The organism is Longimicrobium sp., assembly GCF_036388275.1.
In the GTDB taxonomy this organism is placed as follows: Bacteria; Gemmatimonadota; Gemmatimonadetes; order Longimicrobiales; family Longimicrobiaceae; genus Longimicrobium.
Map to the genome: position 1 here is coordinate 1 of NZ_DASVSF010000113.1, position 15377 is coordinate 15377.

15 protein-coding genes are annotated in these 15377 nt (G+C 70.4%); all 15 read right to left on the minus strand.

All coding sequences use genetic code 11. The features are described from left to right. Positions 1-167 precede the first annotated feature (167 nt). Complete coding sequence (locus VF632_RS26360) at positions 168-1601, minus strand: ATP-binding protein (RefSeq protein ID WP_331025943.1); 1434 nt, start codon at positions 1599-1601, stop codon at positions 168-170. 246 nt (positions 1602-1847) lie between these two features. After that, positions 1848-2081: a hypothetical protein gene (locus VF632_RS26365; RefSeq protein ID WP_331025944.1), complete on the minus strand. Its 234-nt coding sequence runs from the start codon at positions 2079-2081 to the stop codon at positions 1848-1850. After that, entirely contained in the window at positions 2078-2833 is a 756-nt protein-coding gene (gene hisA / locus VF632_RS26370; RefSeq protein WP_331025945.1) for a 1-(5-phosphoribosyl)-5-[(5-phosphoribosylamino)methylideneamino]imidazole-4-carboxamide isomerase, read from the minus strand. The genes VF632_RS26365 and hisA overlap by 4 nt, the downstream gene beginning before the upstream one ends. A 121-nt stretch (positions 2834-2954) precedes the next feature. Then, complete coding sequence (locus VF632_RS26375) at positions 2955-3362, minus strand: type II toxin-antitoxin system VapC family toxin (RefSeq protein ID WP_331025946.1); 408 nt, start codon at positions 3360-3362, stop codon at positions 2955-2957. Beyond that, positions 3359-3559: a hypothetical protein gene (locus VF632_RS26380; protein WP_331025947.1), complete on the minus strand. Its 201-nt coding sequence runs from the start codon at positions 3557-3559 to the stop codon at positions 3359-3361. Before VF632_RS26380 ends, VF632_RS26375 begins: the two co-directional genes overlap by 4 nt. 180 nt (positions 3560-3739) lie before the next feature. Next, complete coding sequence (locus tag VF632_RS26385; protein WP_331025948.1) at positions 3740-5026, minus strand: M23 family metallopeptidase; 1287 nt, start codon at positions 5024-5026, stop codon at positions 3740-3742. A 112-nt stretch (positions 5027-5138) separates the two neighbouring features. Continuing rightward, positions 5139-6440: a cell division protein FtsZ gene (ftsZ, locus tag VF632_RS26390; protein ID WP_331025949.1), complete on the minus strand. Its 1302-nt coding sequence runs from the start codon at positions 6438-6440 to the stop codon at positions 5139-5141. 71 nt (positions 6441-6511) lie between these two features. Next, positions 6512-7771, minus strand: a complete 1260-nt coding sequence (gene ftsA / locus VF632_RS26395; protein ID WP_331025950.1) for a cell division protein FtsA — start codon at positions 7769-7771, stop codon at positions 6512-6514. Then, positions 7771-8535: a cell division protein FtsQ/DivIB gene (locus tag VF632_RS26400; protein WP_331025951.1), complete on the minus strand. Its 765-nt coding sequence runs from the start codon at positions 8533-8535 to the stop codon at positions 7771-7773. The genes ftsA and VF632_RS26400 overlap by 1 nt, the downstream gene beginning before the upstream one ends. A gap of 2 nt (positions 8536-8537) precedes the next feature. Further along, positions 8538-9944 carry a UDP-N-acetylmuramate--L-alanine ligase gene (gene murC / locus VF632_RS26405; protein ID WP_331025952.1) on the minus strand — a complete coding sequence of 469 codons (1407 nt, stop codon included), beginning with the start codon at positions 9942-9944 and terminating at the stop codon, positions 8538-8540. Positions 9945-10041: 97 nt separating this feature from the next. After that, a complete protein-coding gene (locus VF632_RS26410) occupies positions 10042-10548 on the minus strand; it encodes a hypothetical protein (protein WP_331025953.1) in 507 nt (168 codons plus the stop codon). Further along, positions 10545-11672, minus strand: a complete 1128-nt coding sequence (gene murG / locus VF632_RS26415) for an undecaprenyldiphospho-muramoylpentapeptide beta-N-acetylglucosaminyltransferase (protein WP_331025954.1) — start codon at positions 11670-11672, stop codon at positions 10545-10547. Before murG ends, VF632_RS26410 begins: the two co-directional genes overlap by 4 nt. Next, on the minus strand, positions 11669-12895 hold the full coding sequence (locus VF632_RS26420) for a putative peptidoglycan glycosyltransferase FtsW (protein ID WP_331025955.1): 1227 nt from the start codon (positions 12893-12895) through the stop codon (positions 11669-11671). Before VF632_RS26420 ends, murG begins: the two co-directional genes overlap by 4 nt. Continuing rightward, complete coding sequence (murD, locus tag VF632_RS26425) at positions 12892-14268, minus strand: UDP-N-acetylmuramoyl-L-alanine--D-glutamate ligase (RefSeq protein WP_331025956.1); 1377 nt, start codon at positions 14266-14268, stop codon at positions 12892-12894. Before murD ends, VF632_RS26420 begins: the two co-directional genes overlap by 4 nt. After that, positions 14268-15377 (minus strand): phospho-N-acetylmuramoyl-pentapeptide-transferase, encoded by a 1110-nt coding sequence (gene mraY / locus VF632_RS26430; protein WP_331025957.1) that lies wholly within the window; start codon positions 15375-15377, stop codon positions 14268-14270. The genes murD and mraY overlap by 1 nt, the downstream gene beginning before the upstream one ends.

A 15377-nucleotide genomic window follows, 5' to 3' on the forward strand; every position in this document is an offset into this window, starting at 1 on the left:
GATTCCCGCAGATTCCCGCAGATTCCCGCAGATTCCCGCAGATTCCCGCAGATTCCCGCAGATTCCCGCAGATTCCCGCAGATTCCCGCAGATTCCCGCAGATTCCCGCAGAGTACCTTCTCTTCACCCTCGCGCAAGACAGCGGCGTTCCACCAGCAAACCCCTGGTCAGCGCTGATCCACCAGCCGCCACTGAACCCCGCGAGTAATCCCGATCTTCTCGACCAATCCCAGGTGCCGCAGCGTCTGCAGCGATCGGATCACGCGGTCATTGGAGGTAACGCCCGGCAGCTTGCCCTGGAGCGCGACGGAGGACGAAGGGCCGTGTTCCGCCAGGGACAGCAGGATCTCCCGCTGAAGATCGGTTAGATCGTGCGGCACCCGCGTGGGCGGGATGTAGCTGCTGGGAAAGAAGCGGACGACCACCTCGCCGGCGCGCTCCTCGAACTCGGGCGCCGACAGCCCGGCGCGCTGCGTCAGCTCGTTGATCTTGAGCGTGCCGCGCCCCCAGCGCTCGATCAGCCCGCGCAGGTACAGCACCGTCGCGATGGTCGGGTTCCACGGCAGCGACGGGTGCGGGTGGCGCAGGTCTCCCACGGTCAGCCCGAACCGCAGCTGGCCTGTGCTCGAGATTTCTACCCGGTCGTCGAAGATCGCCACGCCCACTGAGCCCCCCGGGAACACGTAGTCGCGATGGCACACGGCGTTCGCGATGGCCTCACGCAGCGCGACGGGCGGGTACATGGGATCGTCCACCCGCTCGAACAGGCCGGGCACCACGCGGCCGGCTACGGGAACGTGGTCTCGCAGGAACCTCTGGGCGCGGTTGAAGAGCTGGAACACGTTCCCGATCTCCTGGCGTCCGTCCACGAACTCCGACATGTCGCGACCCCGGAACCGGGCGAGGCGCAGCGTGCACTGCGGATAGATCGAAACCAGCGCCCCTGACCGCGCGAACAGCACCACGGCAGCGTTCAGCAGTGCGCCATCGCGCATCACGCCGAATCCAAGGAGCAGTTCCTCTACGCGGCGCGTCCCGGGATCTTCCATGCGGTTCCGCCAGATGGCCTCCTCGGCCGTACGGATGACTTCGTCGTGGTCCAGGTCGCCGATGCCCAGTTCCGTGGGCGTAAGCTCCCATCGTCGGGACGAGTGCACCCGGTCCAGCAGCATCTTCTGGTAGTGCGCGGCGGGCATCACGCTGGTGGTGGGGCCCAGGCGGACGTACGCCCGCCCGTCGTACATGTACGGGCCCTCGCCACGGGGAACGCGAATCAGGATGATCGCCCGCCCATTCGGCAGGTCCACCGTTTCCGGCGACAGGAGGGCCGGAGGATCGATCCGACGTATCTCCCGAATGATGCTTTCCAGCGTTTCGGGCGACACCTCCTGACCCACGAGCACGCCGCCGTCCGTCACGCCGAAGAGAACGAACCCGCCGGAGCCGTTCAGCAGCGCGCAAACCGTTCTTGCCGCCTCGGTCCGCTGGCCCGTGGACCGCTTGAATTCGGCCTGCTCCGATTCGCCACGCGCGACGATCTGCTCCACCTCGCGGAGGATGGATGCATTGGTTTCAGCGGCGGACTCCGGGAGATGGAACACGGGCGTACGGGCACGGGGACTCGCTGTTCACTTCGTATACTTGCGACGGAAAACGGAGCGGTCAAGGGGCAAAACCGGGCTGGATCAATTCCGTCGCACCACAGGCGTATCCTGTGCGCTCCGGCAGGGACACAGGTGCGACGGGCTGTCGCACATTGGGCCGAAAACGTGTGCACGGCGGCACAAAACGAGAGGCGCACCCCACGTCACGGAGTGCGCCTCACATCATCGTCCCTACCGCGGGGGTCAGCCGTCTTCCGGCACCTCGGCCACAACGCCCAGGTCGGACAGCAGCGATGCCAGGTCGTACGCCGCGTATTCGTCGTCCACCTCCAGCTCCACCCGCTCGCCACCGCGGACGCGGTCCAGGAGGGCTTGGGCATCGGGGAGCGATAGCCCCGTGTAGGTCTGAAGCACGCCGATCACCGAATGAACGCTGACGCTGGGGCGCGCGCCAGTGACCACCACGCGCGCGATCACCGCACCGCCCGGACGGCGGCGGCCACATCCAGCGCGCCCTCGTAGATGGCCTTGCCGATGATGGCCCCCGCGATCCCCCGCGCCTCGCGCGCGGCCGCGGCCACCGCAAGGACGTCGTCCATCCCGCGCATGCCGCCGGAAACGATCACCTCCGCCCCCGCGTGCGCGGCCAGCTTGGCGGAGAGATCGAGATTCGGACCCATCATCATCCCGTCGCGCTCGATGTCGGTGTGGATGATGGTGCGCACGCCAAGACCGACGAGCGAGCGCGCCAGGTCGAAGAGGTCGGCACCGCTTTCCTCCGTCCACCCCCGCGCCGCCGGCCGCCGACCGCGCGCGTCCAGCCCCACGGCGATCCGCTCCGCCCCCCAGCGCTCGACGGCGCGGCGCACCAGCTCGGGGTTTTCGATCGCCGCCGTGCCGATCACCGCCCGCGCCACCCCCGCGTCCAGCACCTCGGCCAGGTCAGCCTCCGTGCGCAGCCCGCCGCCCGTCTGCACCTTGGCGCCCACACCGGCCGCCACGGACTGGATCAGAGGGCGGTTGCTGCCGTCGCCGAACGCCGCGTCCAGATCCACCACGTGGATCCACTCCGCCCCCGCCTCCACGAAGCCGCGTGCGACGGCGAGCGGGTCGTCGCCGTACACCGTTTCGCGGTCGGCCCTGCCCTTCTCCAGCCGGACGCAGCGCCCACGGCGCAGGTCGATGGCCGGATACAGCGCGAATCCCTCAGGGGTGGTGGTGTCGGTCACGGGTAGCTCATCGGGAAAGAACTCGCGGGCCCACTACGGCCGGGCTTGGGGGCGAGAACATGCACTGCCATCCGGGAGCACACAAGCCCGATGTCAAAGCCCTCGTTGAATCGGGCGCGGCTCACGGAAGCGTTCGGAAACCAGCTTGAGTGAAATGTGCGTCGAAGGCGAGCGCCGCGTCGATCCCGAGCCGCTCCATGACAACGAAGGAGACACAGTCGGTCAGCGAGAAACGCTTATCTCCGCGCCGCCGGAAGTAGGACCATGCGGCTGCGAACAGCTCCTCATCCACGTGAATGAGGTGTACCGATGGGCTTTCAAGCAACCGCTCACCGATCTCGACCGCCTTCCCATGCCGCCCGCGGCTGTTGAAGAACGTCGCCACCTCATCCAGCACGAACGACGTGGTTACGAGTTGCGGGCGTGTTTGCATGAAGGCGCGCCAGTGGCGTAGAGCGGCGGCGTGGTGCTGATCGTCCGCCGCTTCGAGAGCCACCAAGTACCCGGTGTCAACGAAGGTCGGTGTCAATCGGGGGTCCCATACAGGTGGGCGTCGTGGTTCTCCGAAGCATCGGCGACACCGCAGACGACCGGATTGGCACCCATTCCAAGGAGCGGGTCGGCGGTGTCATCCTCGTTCAGACGACTGAGCAGCCGGCGAACCAGTTCCTCGCGCTCAACCGGGGAGAGCTTGAGGGCTTCCGCTTCGAGTTCCTGAATGCTCATGCCGATTCCTCCTGTTCGAGACCTCTGGAATCTAATCGCCTGAGAGGCGCGAGGGTACTGATGTGCACGAGAGACACAAGTATCGCCTGGTCCCAAATGCCGAGGCGGCAATCCTGGGGGGATCGCCGCCTCGTCGTTCACCACCCGTCCATCCGGCCCGCGTAGCGCCTCCCCGCGCGATCAGCGGCGGGCCAGGCGGGCGCTGTCGCCGTTCGCCGCCAGCAGCGGGCCGGAGCGGTCCATCAGCGCGATCCGCTGGTCGCGCGCGGCGCGGAAGCGGGCGCGGGCGCCGCCGGGGACGGGATCGCCCGTCAGGTAGCGGATGGACGTGGGGTTGATGGGCCGCCCGTTCTCGTGGAACTCGTAGTGAAGGTGCGGGCCCGTCGACAGGCCCGTGGAGCCCACGTAGCCGATCAGCTGCCCCTGCTTCACCCGCACGCCCGGGCGGATCCCCTCGGCGAAGCGGCGCATGTGCGCGTAGCGGCTGCCGTATCCGCGCGAGTGGCGGATCTCTACCACGTTGCCGTATCCGCCGCCCCATCCCGCCTTGCCCACCACGCCGTCGCCCACCGCGCGGATGGGCGTGCCCATCGAGGCCGCGTAGTCGATGCCGTGGTGCGCCCGCATGCGGCGCAGGATGGGGTGGAACCGCCCCGTCGAGTACGCGGAGCTGATGCGGCGGAACTCCAGCGGCGCGCGCAAAAAGGCGCGGCGCAGGGATTCACCGTCGCGGTCGTAGTAGTCGTCCACCCCGCCCGCGGTGAACAGGTAGGCGTCGTGCTCCGCGCCGCCGATGCTGAACTGCACCGCCAGGATGCGCGAGGTGCGCGCGGAGCCGTCGGGGCGCACCGAGCGCTCCAGCAGGATGCGGTAGCGGTCGCCGGGGCGCAGGTCGCGTGAGAAGTCGATCTTCCAGGCGAAGATGCGGTCGGCCAGCAGGTCGGCCACCACCTGCCGCTCGGCGCGGGGCACGTCGCCCTCGCCGTCCATCAGCGCCTGGTACAGCGAGGCCTTCACCGTTCCCGCCAGCACCGCCGTTTCCGGGTGCACGGGCACTTCCTCCACCTCGCCCGCCCACCCCGCGCCCTCGCGGTGGAACGCAAGGTGGCGGTCGGCGTCCAGCCGCGTGCTGAAGCGGCGGATGGCACCCGTCCGCGTGGACTTGCGGTACTCCACCACCAGCCCCGGCCGGATGCTGCGCGGGTCCTGCACCTCGGAAAGCTGGGCGAGCAGCGCGCGGCTGGCATCCACGTCCAGCTGGGTGCGGGCCAGCAACTCCGACAGGGTCTCGCCCCGGCGCAGGGTGTCGGCGAAGAACAGCTCCGCCGGGCGGGCGAGCGCCGTGGGAAGCAGCGTGGGCGGGGCGACGGTCTTGCCCGCGTTGCGGGACTGCTCGCGGTGAACGCCCATGGCGGCGCCCAGGATGCACAGCACACCCGCCGCGGCAATGCGATACGCGTTGGCCATCCGGCCTCCAGGAATCTCGTGTCGGGATCTTCGCCCGCGGCGGCCACAGGACCGGCGCGCGGGCACCAAAGACACCTCCCCGGCGGGTAGGCCGGGGAGGCGGGGGGTGCCGTCAGTCCATCTGCCGGCGGATGAAGGTGGGGATCTCCAGGTCGCTGGGCACCTTGGGCTCCGGTCGCGGCGTCCGGTGGAGCGGGGTCACCCCCGGCTCGTCGAGCGGCTGCGGGCGCGGCTCGGGGCGGTGCTCCAGCCGCGGCTCCAGCCGCGCGTCGGCGCGGGGCTCCGGCCGCGGCTCGGGCCGGCCGAACGCGGGCCGCGTGTCGCTGGCGTGGCGAACCTCGCCGCCGCGCGGGGGATACGCCGTGCGCGTGCCCGCGATGTCGGCCGCGGGGCGCCCGGCTCCGTGCGAGCGGAAGTCCGGGCGGATGACGTTGTCGGGCATTCCCGCCAGCATGTCGCGGTCGAAGCCGGTGGCGATCACCGTCACGCGCACCTCTTCCTTCATGGACGGGTCGTGCACCGCGCCGAAGATGATCTCGGCATCGTCGCCCGCGGCTTCCTGGATGATGGAGGAGATGGTCGTCACCTCGTCGATCGCCAGGTCCATCCCGCCGGTGATGTTGATCAGGACGCCCGCCGCGCCGGAGATGGAGATGTTGTCGAGCAGCGGCGAGCTGATGGCCTCCTGCGCGGCCTCCATCGACCGGTTCTCGCCACGACCGAACCCGGTGCCCATCAGCGCCGCGCCGCGGTTGCTCATCACCGTGCGCACGTCGGCGAAGTCCACGTTCACCTCGCCGGTCACGCGGATCAGGTCCGAAATGCCCTGCGTGGCGTGCAGCAGCACCTCGTCGGCCTTCTTGAGCGCGTCCTTGAAGCTGGTGCCCTTGCCGACGACGGCCAGCAGGCGCTCGTTCGGCACGACGATCATCGTGTCCGCCGCGCGCTTCAGCTCGGCCAGGCCGGCCTCGGCCTGCTTCATCCGCTTCTTGCCCTCGAACAGAAAGGGCTTGGTGACGATGGCGATGGTCAGCGCGCCCATCTCCCGCGCCATCTCGGCGATCAGCGGGGCGGCGCCGGTGCCGGTGCCGCCGCCCATGCCGGCGGTGATGAACACCAGGTCGGCGCCGTCCAGCGCCCGGCGCATCTCGTCGCGGTTCTCCTCCAGCGCCTGCGCGCCGATTTCCGGGCGCGCGCCGGCGCCCAGCCCGCGAGTGAGCTTGTGGCCGATCTGGATCTTGACGTCGGCCTTGGAGAGCTTGAGAACCTGGGCGTCGGTGTTCACCGAGATGAACTCCACGCCCTCCAGGTCCTCTTCGATCATCCGGTTGACGGCGTTTCCGCCGCCGCCGCCCACGCCCACCACCTTCATGCGGGCGTTCTGCGTCATCGTTTCGTCGTACTCGAAGACCATGTGCGGTGGCTCCTCACGAGGGGGAGGGGCAAAGATTCAGAATGATAAAACAGCAGCGACGGACCCGGCTTTCAGAAAAAGTCCGAGAACCAGTCGCGCATCCGCTTGATGACGCCGTTGACGGAAGCGCCGGACATGGCGCCCCCTTCCGGAGATTCGGAGATGACGCGCCGCGAGCCGTAGATGGCCAGCCCCGCGGCCGTGGAAAACTTGGGGCGCCGAACGGAATCCGCAAGGCCGCCAAGCTCTTCACCGGGCACCCCGATGCGCACGGAACAGGCGAAGTTGCGCTCCGCCAGCTCCACCACGCCCTGCAGCGACGCGCCGCCGCCGGTGAGCACGATGCCCCCGCCCAGCTGATTGGTGAAACCGCCCCGGTCCAGCTCGGCGGCCACGAGCGAAAAGATCTCGTCCACGCGCTGCTCGATGATGTGCGCCAGCAGCTCGCGCGCGACGTGGCGCGGCTGGCCGCCCGCGCCGCCGGGAACCTCGAACGTTTCCTCGGGGCTCACGAAGTCGGCCCGGGCCACGCCGTAGCGCTCCTTGGCCCGTCCCGCCTCGGCGTACGGAAGCGAGAGGCCCTTGGCGATGTCGTTGGTCACCGTGGCGCCGCCCCAGGGAAGCGACGCCAGGTGCCGGATCTTGCTCCCCAGGAACACGCAGACGTCCGTCGTCCCCCCGCCCAGCTCCACCAGCGCCACGCCGATCTCCTTCTCGTCCTCGCTGATCACGGAAAGGGACGAGGCCAGCGGCTCCAGCACCAGCTCAGCGACGGTGTACCCCGCGCGGCTGACGGCCTTGCGCACGTTCTGGCACGCCGACGCGCTGCCGGTGACGATGAACACCTCGGCCTCCAGCCGCGTCCCCGCCATGCCGACGGGGTCGCGGATGCCGTCCTGCGCGTCGACGATGTATTCCTGCGGGATTGCGTGGATCAATTCGCGGTCGGCGGGGATGACCACGGCGCGCGCCACCTCGTGAACGCGGTCCACGTCGCCGGGGCGGATCTCGCCGTCCGCGCCGGGGCCGCGGCCCACGGCCACGACGCCGGTGGAAGGACGGGCGTGGATGTGCTCGCCCGCGATGCCGGTGTACAGCTTCTGCACCGTGACGCCCGCCATCAGCTCGGCCTCCTTGACCGCCTTGCGGACGGACTCGGTGGTGGCCTCGATGTCGGCGACGATCTCCCGGCGGATGCCGCCGGTGCGCGCCTGGCCCACGCCCAGCACCTTCACCTGCGCGCGCTGCGGGGCCTCGCCGGACACTTCGGCGATCACCACGGAGGTCTTGTTCGACCCGATGTCCAGGCCTGCGACGATGATAGGGCGCATCAGTTCTGCGAAGGCGGTTGCGGCGCCGGCGCGGGGGCCGGCGTGGGCGCCAGGAGACGGACCACCACCTGGTCGGCGAAGCGGGCGTCGAGCACGGCGCGTCCTCCGCCGGGCAGGCGCCGGTCGACGTCGGCCAGGGCGGCGCGAAGCTGCGTCAGCCGGGGCTCGGCGGCGCCCGCGGCCAGCAGCACCTCGGCGCGGGGCGCGGCCATCACCAGGCGCGTGGCCCCGTCGCGGCGAATGCCCACTTCGCTGACCCGCGCCATGAGCATGGGGTCGGCGTCGGACAGGCGCGCGGCCTCGGCCAGCACCCTGAGCGTCGCCCGGTCGCGGACGCGGCTGGCGCTGTCGGGCGCGGTGCCCGCGATGGGCAGGTCCACGGGCACGCGGGCCGGGTCCACCGGAAGGATCTCCCCCGTTGCCGTCGCCGGCCGCAGCGTGCCGCTGAGGAACGCGACGGGGCGCTTTTCGACGATGCGGATCCGCAGCGTGGAGGGCAGCCGCCGCTCGACCGTCGCGCTGGCGATCACCGGATGCTTCCGCAGCGCGGCCTCCCATGCGGCCGGATCGGCCCACACGTTCATCCCGATCCGCACCCCCGACGCCTGGACGACCTCGTGGGGCGCCAGGAGCCGCGCGCCGGCCACTTCTACCCGGTCCGCGGCGAACCACGGCACCTGGCGCAGGGCGGGCGGCCCCCAGAAGGGAGACGAGCCCGCCGCGGCGGCCACCAGGGCGAAGGCGATCAGCCGGGCGCGGCGCACCGTCACCCCTCCACGAAGCGCGCGTGAAGCTCGCGCGACGCCGCGTCCAGGTTGCCGGCGCCCATCGTCAGGCACAGGTCCCCCGAGCGGATCTCGTCCCCGACGGCGTCCACCACGTCCGCACGGGCGGGAACGTAGCGGACGTCGGCCCCGGCGGCGCGGGCGGCGTCGGCGATCATCGTTCCGGTCACCCCTTCGATCGGCTTTTCGCGCGCGGCGTAGATGTCGGTGAGGAACACGACGTCCGCCAGCGCCAGCGCCTCGCCGAACTCGCGGGCGAAGTCGCGCGTGCGCGAGTAGAGGTGCGGCTGGAAGACGGCGACGATCCGCCGCTCGCCGTGCCCGGCACGCGCCGCGCCCAGCGTGGCGCGCACCTCGGTGGGATGGTGCGCGTAGTCGTCCACGAACAGCACCCCGCGCCCCTCTCCGATGGTCTCGAAACGCCGCGCCACCCCGCCGTACGAGGCGATCCCCCGGGCGATGGCGTTCCACTCCACGCCGAAGTGGCGGGCGACGGCCACGGCGGCCAGCGCGTTCCTCACGTTGTGCTCGCCCGGCGCGTTCAGTTGCGCGCGGCCGAGGACGGTGCCCCGCTCGCGGACGGTGAAGGCGGCGCCGGATCCGGTCATCACCACCTCTTCGGCGCGCAGCATGGAGCCGGCAGAGAGGCCGTAGGTCACCACGCGCTCGGGGCCGCCGTGAAGGCGGTTGACCAGCCGCGCGGCGCCGTGGTCGTCGGCGCAGCCGGCGATCAGGCCGTCTTCAGGCACCGAGGCGCAGAAGATGGCAAAGGCCTTCTCGATGGCCTCGAGCGAGCCGTAGATGTCCAGGTGGTCGGCTTCGAGGGTGGTCACCACGGCCACGGTGGGCCGCAGCTGGTGGAACGAGCGGTCGTACTCGTCGGCCTCCACCACGTACAATTGGTCGCCCCCGCGGCGCAGGTTGCCGCCCCAGGCCGGCACCCGCGCGCCCACGAAGCCCGTGGGGTGCAGCCCGGCCGCGTCCAGCACCGCCGTCGCCAGCGTCGTCGTCGTGGTCTTTCCGTGCGTCCCGGCGATGCCCACGACGGTGCCGTGGTTGACGATGGCGCCCAGCGCTTCGGCCCGCTTGAGCACCGGAATGCCGCGCGCGCGGGCGGCGGCCAGCTCCGGGTGGTCGGCGGGGACGGCGGCCGTCATCACCAGCGCGGCGCAATCGGCCACGTGGGCCGCATCGTGGCCCTGGTAGACCGTCGCGCCGCGCTCCTCGAGCAGCTGGGTCGCGGGGCCCGGGGACGAGTCGCATCCCGTCACCCGCGCGCCGCCCAGCAAGGCCATCTCGGCCAGCGGCGACATCCCCGCACCGCCGATCCCCATGAAGTGGATGGGCCCGTGCTTCGCCAGCTGAACCAGGTCGAACTCGGTGCTCAATCTAACCGCCGCGCGGGTGCGGGAAAAGAATCGCCGGGCGCGGGTTTGCGCCCCACGGTGCTACGCTTCTGCCACCAAACATCCGACGCCCGCTCCTTCACCGTCGTCCTCCGCGCCTCGGCTCCAGGAACAGCACCTCTTTGTGCAGCCCCGACACCACCCGGCCGGTTGGCTCGCCTTCCGGATCGGTTTCCACCAGGCGCCAGCCCGGCGTGCCTTCAGGCGCGGCGTGGTCCCGGCCATCGTCCACGGTGTGCAGGGTGGAGAAGAGCGTTTCGAGGGCCACCATCCGCGTCACCTTCAGCACGTCGTCGGGGTCCGCGCCGGCGGCCAGCATCCGGCGGAGCGCCTGGCCCGCATCGGGAAAGGGGGCGTTGGGATCGTCCGCCTCCTCCACGACCACCTCGATCCACCCGTGCGGATCGTCTCTCCAGGGCATCGCGTGTCGCCACATCTTCCGCAGGGCCAGGAAGGTAGCGAGCTGTGGGGTGTCCTCCTCCACCTCCGACCGCGCCCGGTCCTCGTAGTCGTCCGCGCCCAGGTCGCGGAAGATTTCGGACAGCTCGCGGATGCGGCGGTCGTGCTCCCACGGCATGTCGCTCATCCAATCAGCCGGGCGAGCTCGCGGACGATGCGGTCCGCGGCGTCGGGCTGGCCGCGGCTGCGGGCGCGCGTGGCCAGCTCCGTCCGGCGCGCCTCGTTGGACGCCAGCGTCATCACCTCGCCCCACAGGCGGCCGCCCCCCAGCTCCTGCTCCTGCACCATCACGCCCGCCTCCGCCTCGGCCAGGGCGACCGCGTTGTGGTACTGGTGATTGGCCGCGGCGTGGGGCAGCGGCACGAGCACGGCGGGGATGCCCCACGCGCACAGCTCGGCCAGCGACATGGCGCCTGCGCGCGAGATGGCGAAGTCGCTCGCCGCCAGTGCGGACGGCATGTCGTTGATGTAGGGCATGGCGTGCACCCACGCCGGGTGCCCCAGGTCTTCCAGCCCCTTCTCGACGCGGGCGAAATTGCCCGTTCCCGCGGCCCAGAGGATCTGGAAGCCCTCCGGCGGCGCGGGAAGGCGCCCCTCCCGGATGCCGCGCAGGTCCGCCAGCAGCGCCTCGTTCACCGGGCGCGCGCCCTGGCTGCCGCCCGTCACCAGGCAGACGGTGCCCGGTCCCAGCCCGAACTTGGCCCGGGCCGCCGCGCGGTCCACGGAGAAGTCGGGCGGCTTGATGGGGTTGCCGAACTCGAACACCTGCGTGCGCGGCCCGGGCTTCAGGTACTTCAGCGCCTCGGGAAACGCCAGGTGAATCTGCCGCACCCGCTTGTCCACCAGCCGCGTGACGAAGCCGGGATACGAGTTCTGCTCCTGCACCGCCGCGGGCACGCCCCGCATCATCGCAAAGGCCACCGCGGGCCCGCTGGCGTACCCGCCCGTGCCCACGACCAGGTTGGGCTTGAAGCGGCGGAACACGCCGTTCAGCGCCGAGAACGAGCCGAACATGGCGGGAAACAGCCGCCAGTTCTGCCACGGCTTGGCCCGGCGGATGGGCTCCAGCGGCAGCAGCGCGTGCGCCACCCCCAGCTCCGGCAGCACCCGCGCCTCCACGCCGCGCCTGGCGCCGATGAACATCACCTCCGCCGCCGGGTCCAGCCGCTTGAAGGCTTCGCCCAGCGCCAGCGCCGGGTACAGGTGGCCGCCGGTGCCGCCGCCGGCAAAGAGCACGCGGGGTGTGGTCATCGTGCGGCCTCGGGGTCTTTCGCCACGCGGGCGATGCTCAGCAGGATGCCGACGGCCGCGAACGACGTCAGCAGGGCCGAAAGGCCGGACGACATGAAGGGGAGCGCCACGCCCGTCGTGGGCAGCAGCGCCAGCGCCACGCCCATGTGCAGAAAGGCGGAGACGGAGATCAGGTTCGTCATCCCGATGGCGACCAGGTAGCCGAACCGGTCCGGCGCCCGAGCGGCGATCCGGTAGCCCACCACCAGGAACCCGGCGAAGATCGTCACCACGAACAGCACGCCCAGCAGCCCCCACTCCTCGGCGATCATCGAGAAGAGGAAGTCGTTCTGCGCCTCGGGAAGAAAGCCGTACTTCTGCCGGCTCTCGCCGAATCCCACGCCGCCCAGCCCGCCGGAGCCGATGGCGATCAGCGATTGGTGGATCTGGTAGCTCACGCCGCCCGTGTCGTGGGCCGGGTCCAGGAACGCGGCGATGCGGCGCGCCCGGTAGCCCTCGCCCTGTACCAGCTTGTACAGCACGGGCACGGCCAGCAGCACCAGCAGGATGAAGTGGCCGATGCGCGCCCCGCCCGCGAACAGCACCAGCGACGACAGGAGCACCAGCAGCAGCGCGGCGCTCATGTTGGGCTGCTTCATCACCAGCAGCACCACGCCCATCCACACCAGCAGAAAGGGCATCAGCCCCTTGCTCAGCGAGTGCAGCCGGTCGGCCTTCTTCACCGCCAGCATGGCCGTCCACACGATCAGCGCGATCTTGGCGAACTCCGAGGGCTGGAACATCACGCCCAGCTTCAGCCAGCGGCGCGCGCCGTTCAGTCGGGGCGAGATGGCCTCGGTGCCCGGCATCACCACGAGGAGGAGCAGGAAGGCGACGATGCCCAGCATGGGCCAGGCGAGGCGGCGCAGCTGGCGGTAGTCCATGCGCGAAAGCACGGCCGCGACGACGACGCCCGCCACGGCCCCGCCCAGCTGCTTGAGCGCAAAGTAGTGCCCGGGCAGCCCCAGCGCCGCCGCGTCGAACGAGCTGGCGCTGTACATTTCGGTGATGCCGAACGCGAACGCCGCGGCTGTCAGCGCCACCAGCGCGCGGCTTTCCCACGTCTGCTCGCGCACGGCCGCCCCCGGTGCCGCCACGGTGCGCGCGCGCGCCATCGGCGTGACCACCGGCTGCACCGGCGCCTGTTCCCTGCCCCGCTTCCAGCGGAGCGCAATGCTCGTCATTCCTGCCCTTCCCGGGCCAGCTCGCAAAAGCGGCGGCCCCGTTCCTCGTAGTTCCTGAACATGTCGAAGCTGCTGCACGCCGGCGAAAGCAGCACCGCGTCTCCCGACGCGGCGACCTGGCGCGCACGGGCGATGACGGCTTCGAACGGCCCGTCAACCCGCTCGACCGGCGCCTTGCCCTGGAGATCGGCTTCAATGAGGGGCGCGGCTTCGCCGTAGGCGATCACCGTCTTCACCCGTCCCTGCAGGTCCGGCAGCAGCTCGGTGTAGGGCTCTCCCTTGTGCGTGCCGCCCAGCAGCAGCACGGTGGGCCGGGCCATGCCGCGGATGGCGACGCGCGTAGAGGCGATGTTGGTCGCCTTGCTGTCGTTGATCCACAGCACGCCGTCCATCTCGCCGACCGGCTCCAGCCGGTGCGCCGGCGCCCTGAAGGTCCGCAGTGCGTCGGCAATCTGCACCGCCGTGGCGCCCGCGAGACGCGCGGCGATGGCGGCCGCCAGCGCGTTGGCGACGTTGTGCGGCCCCAAAATCTGCAGGTCGGCTGCGGCCCCCACGGCTTCCGTCACCCCCGGCTCGGTGCGCACCAGCAGCACCCCGGCGGAAAGCCACCCGCCCAGCTCCTCCTCGGACTCCGGCGGCGTCTCCACGCGAAAGTAGTAGCGCGTTCCCGGCGCGTCGCCGATCAGGTCCCGAGCGCGCTCGTCCTCCGCGTTCAGAATCCACCGGCTCTGCGGGCCTGCGTTGACGAAGAGGCGCGCCTTGTCGGCGTAGTAGTCCTCGACGTCGTCGTACCAGTCCAGGTGGTCAGGCGCCAGGTTGGTCAGAATCCCGATCACCGGCGAAAAGGCCCGGATGCCGCTCAGCTGAAAGGAGCTGACCTCCGCCACGGCCCAGGCGGGCTGGGGCTCGCGCAGCGCCAGTTCGCTCAACGCCGTGCCGATGTTGCCGCCCGCGATGGCGTCGATCCCGGCGGACTGCAGCAGGTGCTCGATCAGCGAGGTGACCGTCGTCTTGCCGTTCGTTCCCGTGATGCCGATGACGGGGCAGTTCAGCTGCCCGAACGCCAGCTCGATCTCCGGCACCACCGGCACGCCCCGGATCGCCTCTTCCCGCAGCACCTTCGCCGTGGGCGGAATCCCAGGGGAAAGGACGATCCGCGTGCAGGCGCCCAGCTTCTGCAGATCGTGCCCGCCGGTCTCGGCGTCGCCGCCCAGGGCCCGCACCTGTTCCGCCGCCGCACGGGCAGACTCGGAATCTCCCGCGTCGCTGGCATAGACCTTCGCGCCTCGCGACAGCGCCAGACGCGCGGCGGCAAGCCCGCTGCGCGCCAGCCCCAGGATTCCGATCGTCTCCCCCGCCAGCGAACGGCTCATCAGCGGATCTTGAGCGTCGCGAAGGCGGCCAGCGCGCAGATGATGCCCATCAGCCAGAAGCGGATGATCACCTTGCTCTCGTGCCAGCCGATCTGCTCGAAGTGGTGGTGAAGCGGGGCCATCCGGAAGATGCGTTTGCCGGTGCCCGTCTGCTTCTTGGTCCACTTGTAGTAGATGGTCTGCGTGGCCACCGACAGCGCCTCGGCCACGAACACCGCGCCGATGATGGCCAGCAGGAACTCCGCCTTCAGCAGCACCGCAACCGCGCCCAGCACGCCGCCGATGGCGAGCGAGCCGGTGTCGCCCATGAACACTTCGGCCGGGTGGGCGTTGAACCAGAGGAAGCCCATGCATCCCCCCGCCAGCGCCACGCAGAAGATGGCCAGCTCGCCCGAGCCGGGCAGATAGAACACGTTCAGGTAGTCCGACGAGTCTACCCGGCCCAGCAGGTACGCGAACACGCCGAACGTGGCCGCCGCGATCCCCGAAAGCCCCGCCGCCAGCCCATCGAGCCCGTCCGTCAGGTTCACCGCGTTCGAACAGCCGACGATGATGAAGGTGACGAACAGCACGTACGTCACGGGCCAGAAGTCTACGTGCCAGCTCTTGAAGAACGGGATCTGAGTCCAGGTGGGCGGAATGGGATTGCTGACGTCGAACACGATCAGCACGATGCCCAGCAGAATGCCGACGCCCGCCTGCCCCACGATCTTGTAGCGCCCCTTGAGGCCGCCGGTGTTCTTGCGGACGATCTTCAGGTAGTCGTCCATGAAGCCCACCGCGCCCAGCCACAGCAGGACGACCAGGGCAATGATGGTATACCAGTTGTCCAGCCGCGCCCAGAGCACCGTCGGAATGACGGTGGCCAGGATGATCAGCACGCCGCCCATGGTGGGCGTGCCGCTCTTGCCCAGGTGCGTCTGCGGGCCCTCGGTGCGCACCACCTGCCCCACCTTGAGCATCCGCAGGCGAGAGATGATGGCGGGGCCCAGCCAGAACGCCACGAAGAACGCCGTGACCACGGCCCCCGCCGCCCGGAAGGTGGCGAAGCGGAAGAGGTTGAAGCCGATGTAGTACTCGGCCCACGGCACCAGCAGGTGATAGAGCAC

Excerpts from the sequence above, each read along its gene's own strand:
- murD (WP_331025956.1), bottom strand. The coding sequence starts at position 14,268 with ATGAGCCGTTCGCTGGCGGGGGAGACGATCGGAATCCTGGGGCTGGCG.
- VF632_RS26380 (WP_331025947.1), bottom strand. The coding sequence starts at position 3,559 with ATGAGCATTCAGGAACTCGAAGCGGAAGCCCTCAAGCTCTCCCCGGTT.
- ftsZ (WP_331025949.1), bottom strand. The coding sequence starts at position 6,440 with ATGGTCTTCGAGTACGACGAAACGATGACGCAGAACGCCCGCATGAAG.
- VF632_RS26410 (WP_331025953.1), bottom strand. The coding sequence starts at position 10,548 with ATGAGCGACATGCCGTGGGAGCACGACCGCCGCATCCGCGAGCTGTCC.
- VF632_RS26385 (WP_331025948.1), bottom strand. The coding sequence starts at position 5,026 with ATGGCCAACGCGTATCGCATTGCCGCGGCGGGTGTGCTGTGCATCCTG.
- ftsA (WP_331025950.1), bottom strand. The coding sequence starts at position 7,771 with ATGCGCCCTATCATCGTCGCAGGCCTGGACATCGGGTCGAACAAGACC.
- VF632_RS26420 (WP_331025955.1), bottom strand. The coding sequence starts at position 12,895 with ATGACGAGCATTGCGCTCCGCTGGAAGCGGGGCAGGGAACAGGCGCCG.
- murG (WP_331025954.1), bottom strand. The coding sequence starts at position 11,672 with ATGACCACACCCCGCGTGCTCTTTGCCGGCGGCGGCACCGGCGGCCAC.